This window comes from Galactobacter sp. (genome assembly GCF_022712295.1).
Lineage (GTDB): Bacteria > Actinomycetota > Actinomycetes > Actinomycetales > Micrococcaceae > Galactobacter.
This window is the reverse complement of record NZ_JALAGT010000126.1, coordinates 1-5,046: the sequence shown is the minus strand read 5'-3', so window position 1 is coordinate 5,046 and position 5,046 is coordinate 1. Positions and strand designations below refer to the sequence as shown.

Genomic DNA, 5,046 nt, shown 5'->3' with positions numbered 1-5,046 from the left:
CGCCCGCCCCGTGCGCGCCCGCGTGGTCTCGGACAACATAGGCACCCACAAGATCCTGGAACGCCGCGGCTTCGTGAAGATCGGGGAGACCAAGGACTTCGCCGTGGCCCGCGCAGCCGTGGTCAGCGAGGACATCCTCGAGCTGGCCTGATCCGGCCGCCCCACCATCGACATTGCCATGCCCGACGGCATGACACGCGCCCAGGTGCCGAAAGGCACCTGGGCGCGTATCGCGGGGTCGCATCGGCGCAATCTGTTCAGCGCCTCTCCAAGGATCTCCAGCTGACGCTCTACTGCAGACCGGACGAGCAAATCATCTTCGAATGCAGTGAGGGTCTTACCCCGCACAAAGACAGTAACCGATCTAGCTGCTTCAACTGCATCCCACAGATGCGCAGGTGCGTCAGGCCGCATAGACATCCTGAGAACCTTTGAGAGCAGCGGCTTTGAAGTACGGGTTCTTCACCGCACGCTCCATGATGAGATCGATGTCATTCCCGACAATTCTTTCCAAGTCGGACTTGAACTCAAAGTAGTCGTGAAACAGATCCTCTCGGCCCGGCAGGAACGTAACCAAGAAATCGACATCGCTGGAGGCCGGGTCGAAGCGGTCGGTCAGCACGGACCCGAAGACACGTAGCCGCTCCACACCATGCTCTTCACACGCGCGAGCGATCGCATCAACATCAAGATGGATGGCCGTCTGCATAGGGTCAGTCTCTCAAATGGGGCACCCAAGCGACAGAGGCCACACGACAACGCGCCCAGGTGCCTTTCGGCACCTGGGCGCGTTGCGTCGTCGGACATGGTGGTGTGGAGCAAACGCCAGGGGCGCCGCAGCCCGTTCGCTGCGACGCCCCTGGGGGTTGTCAGGACCCTGGCGGGTCAGTGATGGGTGGGTGGCTCCGCACCGATACCGGTGAGGGAACGCACTTCCATCTCGGCCGCGAGTTCCGCACTCTCCTTGGTCTTGTCGGTGATGGAACCGAGCCAACCGAGGATGAACGCCAGCGGGATGGAGATCAGGCCGGGGTTGGACAGCGGGAACCAGTGGAAGTCCACGCCCTGGATCATGGAGGTGGGGCCACCGGACATGACCGGGGAGAAGATGATCAGGAACAGCGACGATCCCAGGCCGCCGTACATGGACCACAGCGCGCCACGGGTGGTGAAGCGCTTCCAGAACAGCGAGTACAGGATGGTGGGCAGGTTGGCCGAGGCGGCGACCGCGAAGGCCAGGGCCACCAGGAAGGCCACGTTCTGACCGTTGGCGCCGATACCGCCCACGATCGCGACGATGCCGATGACCACGATGGTCCAGCGGGAGACCTTGACCTCCTGCTCCGAGGTGGCCTTGCCCTTCTTGATCACGGATCCATAGATGTCGTGGGAGAAGGAGGCCGCAGCGGTGATCGCCAGGCCGGCAACCACCGCGAGGATGGTCGCGAAAGCCACCGCGGCGATCACGCCGAGCAGGACCGATCCGCCGAGTTCGTACGCCAGCAGCGGGGCCGCAGCGTTCTCGCCACCGGGTGCGGACGCGATCTTCTCGGGGCCGATCATGGCGCCTGCGGCGTAGCCGAGCACCAGGGTGAAGAGGTAGAACGCGCCGATGATCCAGATGGCCCAGACCACGGACTTACGTGCCTCCTTGGCGGTGGGCACCGTGTAGAAGCGCATCAGCACGTGCGGCAGACCCGCGGTACCGAGCACCAGGGCCAAGCCCAGGGAGATGAAGTCGATGTTGGAGGTCGGGAAGTTGGCTCCGTACTTGGCACCGGGCTCCAGCAGGCCGGTGTTGCCACCGGCTGCGGCAACGGCGTCGCCCATGATCTCGGAGAGGTTGAACCCGTGCATCGCCAGCGCCCAGACGGTCATGACGCCCGCACCGAGGACCAGCAGGGTGGCCTTGATGATCTGCACCCAGGTGGTGCCCTTCATGCCGCCAACCAGCACGTAGAGAATCATGAGCGCACCGACCACGGCGATGACCACGGACTGTCCTGCCTTGTCCGGGATGCCGAGCAGAAGGGCCACGAGGCCACCGGCACCGGCCATCTGTGCAAGCAGGTAGAAGAGGCAGACGGCCAGGGTCGTGATGGCCGCGGCAATACGCACGGGCTTCTGCTTCAGGCGGAAGGAGAGCACATCCGCCATGGTGAACTTACCGGTGTTGCGCAGCAGCTCGGCGACGAGCAGCAGGGCCACCAGCCAGGCCACCAGGAAGCCGATGGAGTAGAGGAATCCGTCGTAACCGTAGAGGGCGATGGCACCCACGATGCCGAGGAACGAGGCGGCTGAGAGGTAGTCACCGGAGATGGCGATACCGTTCTGGGCTCCGGAGAAGCCACGGCCGCCGGCCAGGAAGTCTGCGGCGGACTTGTTGTTCTTCGAAGCACGGAACACCACGATCAGGGTGACGAGCACGAATGCGGCGAAGATGCCGATGTTGATCCAGGAGTTGCCTACGGTGGTCTTTCCGAAGGCGAGCAGGGTCTCGGTGTTCATCAGTTGTTCCCCCTACCGGCTGCGCGCGCCTCGTTGAGGGCGGCGAGCTCCAACTCCTCACGGATGGCCGCAGCCTCCGGATCGATCTTCTTGTTCGCGTGCGACACGTACATCGAGGTGATGACGAACGTGGAGACGAACTGCAATAGGCCCCAGACGAGGCCGAGGTTGATGTTTCCGACGACCTTGATGCTCATGAAGTCCGGCAGGAACGCCGCGAACACCACGTAGAGCAGATACCAGGCGAGGAAGAAGACGGTCATGGGGAAAGCGAAACTGCGGTGATGTTTGCGCAGATTCTGGAAACGCTCCTCCCCCTGGGCCCGGACGAAGTCCTCCGGGGCCGGCGTGGGTACGGATGTCATTGCGTGGATGCCTCCTCAAGGGAACACGGCAGAGCCTCGTTGCGCTGCCGGAGCTCGCAACGCGTGACGCACATCACGAACCACTTGAGAGTGTGCTCTACGCCACAGGCGCATTTCCAACTCAGCACGACCCTGATCGCCGTGAGGCGGACTCAGTGCGCCGAACGGTCAGAACTGGTCGCCGAACGGTCGCCCGACGGTGTGTCGGGTGAGCAGAGTCACCTAGGCTTGAGTTCATGCTTCCCGTCGCAGCGCAGCTGGTGCTCGCGGCGAGCGCCTCGGTGTTCTTCGTGGCCCTCGCCGCGACGATTGTGCTCCGCTTCCTCCGCAGGGACCGCAGTCTCGGCAGTGACGATGCCGCTCGTTTGGAGCTGTTACATCAGGTGGCGGCAACGGCGCCGGTGCTGCAGCAGGGGCTCGATGCCGAGCGTGCGCAGACGGCAGCCGTGGCACTGCAGCGGTTGTTGGGTTCGCAGGGTGTGGCGTTGTTGGACTCGCATTCGTTGCTGGCCGCGCACGGAGAATGGCCTGAGGGCTATTCACCCAAGGGGTTGGGTGAGGGGCCCGGCGCGGAGCGGACCAAGGTCCGCAAGGTGCCCGACGGCGCCCGCGTGTGGCACGTGGTCGTCTCGCCTTTGCGGGTGGGCAAGAGGCGCGTGGGCGCCATCGAGGTCGCGGTGCTGGGAACCGATGCCTCCATGGTCAGGGCCGTGGAGGACACGGCCACGTGGGTGTCCGCCCAGTTGGGCGTGTCCGAATTGGAATCCCAACGTGCGGTGTTGGCCGAGGCCGAGGTGCGGGCGTTGCGGGCTCAGATCAGCCCGCACTTCATCTACAACTCGTTGAACGCGATTGCCTCCTTCATCCACACGGATCCGGAGCGGGCGCGTGACCTGGTGTTGGAATTCGCGGATTTCACCCGGTACTCGTTCCGGCGCCAGGCGGAGTTCACGACCTTGAGCGAGGAGCTGACCGCCATCGGGTCCTATCTGGCCCTGGAACGCGCGCGCTTCGGGGAACGGCTGCACGTTCGTACGGAGGTGGACCCCGAGGTGGTGTCCATGCCGCTGCCACTGCTGTGTCTGCAGCCGCTGGTGGAGAATGCCGTGCGCCACGGGATCGAGCCGTTGGAGGATGGCGGGCACATCAGCATCACGGTCCGCGACGCCGGCGACCACGCTCTGGTCACGGTGGAGGACGACGGTGTGGGCGCCGACCCGGAACAGATCCGTTCCGTGCTCAGGGGCACCGGGAGCGGCAGCCATGTGGGCCTGCGCAACGTGGATCAGCGCCTGCGGCAGCTCTACGGCCCCTCGGCAGCCTTGGCGGTGGATACCGCTCCGGGGCAGGGCACCGCGGTGATGCTGCATCTGCCGAAGTTCCATCCGGCTGCCGCGAAGGGCCTCGATGATCAGATTCCGGCGAAAGCCGGACACCCGAAACTCGATGCAGTCCCCAAGCTCGGTGCGGGCCCCAAGCTCAGTACAGGTGAGCCACGATGAAAGGAACCGACGTGATCTCTGTGCTGGTGGTGGACGACGAGATACCGGCCCTCAATGAGCTGGAGTTCCTGTTGTCCCGTGATTCCCGCGTGGGAACCGTGTTCACCGCGCGGACCGGCACTGCGGCGCTGAAGACCCTGCAGGAACACGCGGTGGATCTGGTGCTGTTGGACATCCATATGCCTGGGCTCAATGGCCTGGAATTGGCAGGGGTGTTACGCCGTTTCGCCTCCGCCCCCGATCTGGTCTTCGTGACCGCTGATGCCTCCCACGCCGTGGAGGCCTATGACCTGGCCGCGGTGGACTACCTGCTCAAGCCGGTGCGGTCTCAGCGACTGGCTGAGATGGTCACGCGGGTGGCGGAGCGAAGGCAGAAGCGTGACGTCGCGGCGTCCTCCGCGGCGCAGGCCGCAGCGGCGGAACCCGAGGAAGAGAGTTTGCTGCTGTCCCAGGGCGACACCTCCGTACGGGTGAAACTCTCCGAGATCACGCACGTCACGGCAGCTGGCGACTATGCCCGAGTTCACACCGCCCGCGGGAGCTTCCTGGAGCGAGTGTCCCTCTCCGACCTGGAGCAGCGGTGGGAGGAACACGGTTTCATCCGGGTTCATCGCTCCGCGCTGGTGCGGCTGGGTGCCGTGGAATCGGTGTCCAAGCAGACCGGGGTGATG

5 protein-coding genes are annotated in these 5,046 nt (G+C 64.7%); 2 read left to right on the top strand and 3 right to left on the bottom strand.

Going from position 1 to position 5,046, the window contains the following annotated elements:
- Positions 1 to 403: 403 nt before the first annotated feature.
- From Q0A15_RS09525 to Q0A15_RS09515, 3 genes are all read right to left on the bottom strand, one after another.
- The gene (locus Q0A15_RS09525) at positions 404 to 709 is read right to left on the bottom strand and encodes a nucleotidyltransferase domain-containing protein (protein WP_291279295.1); all 306 of its coding nucleotides are present in this window, start codon (positions 707 to 709) and stop codon (positions 404 to 406) included.
- 176 nt (positions 710 to 885) lie between these two features.
- Positions 886 to 2,508: a cation acetate symporter gene (locus Q0A15_RS09520; protein WP_291279294.1), complete on the bottom strand. Its 1,623-nt coding sequence runs from the start codon at positions 2,506 to 2,508 to the stop codon at positions 886 to 888.
- On the bottom strand, positions 2,508 to 2,873 hold the full coding sequence (locus tag Q0A15_RS09515; protein WP_291279293.1) for a DUF485 domain-containing protein: 366 nt from the start codon (positions 2,871 to 2,873) through the stop codon (positions 2,508 to 2,510). The genes Q0A15_RS09520 and Q0A15_RS09515 overlap by 1 nt, the downstream gene beginning before the upstream one ends.
- Before the next feature lie 236 nt (positions 2,874 to 3,109).
- Here Q0A15_RS09515 and Q0A15_RS09510 point away from each other — a divergent pair, with 236 nt between their 5' ends.
- Together Q0A15_RS09510 and Q0A15_RS09505 are read left to right on the top strand one after the other, a co-directional pair.
- Positions 3,110 to 4,375, top strand: coding sequence for a sensor histidine kinase (locus tag Q0A15_RS09510; protein ID WP_291279292.1), 1,266 nt, complete (start codon positions 3,110 to 3,112; stop codon positions 4,373 to 4,375).
- Positions 4,376 to 4,386: 11 nt separating this feature from the next.
- The coding region (locus tag Q0A15_RS09505) for a LytTR family DNA-binding domain-containing protein (protein ID WP_291279291.1) at positions 4,387 to 5,046 on the top strand (660 nt) is incomplete at its 3' end.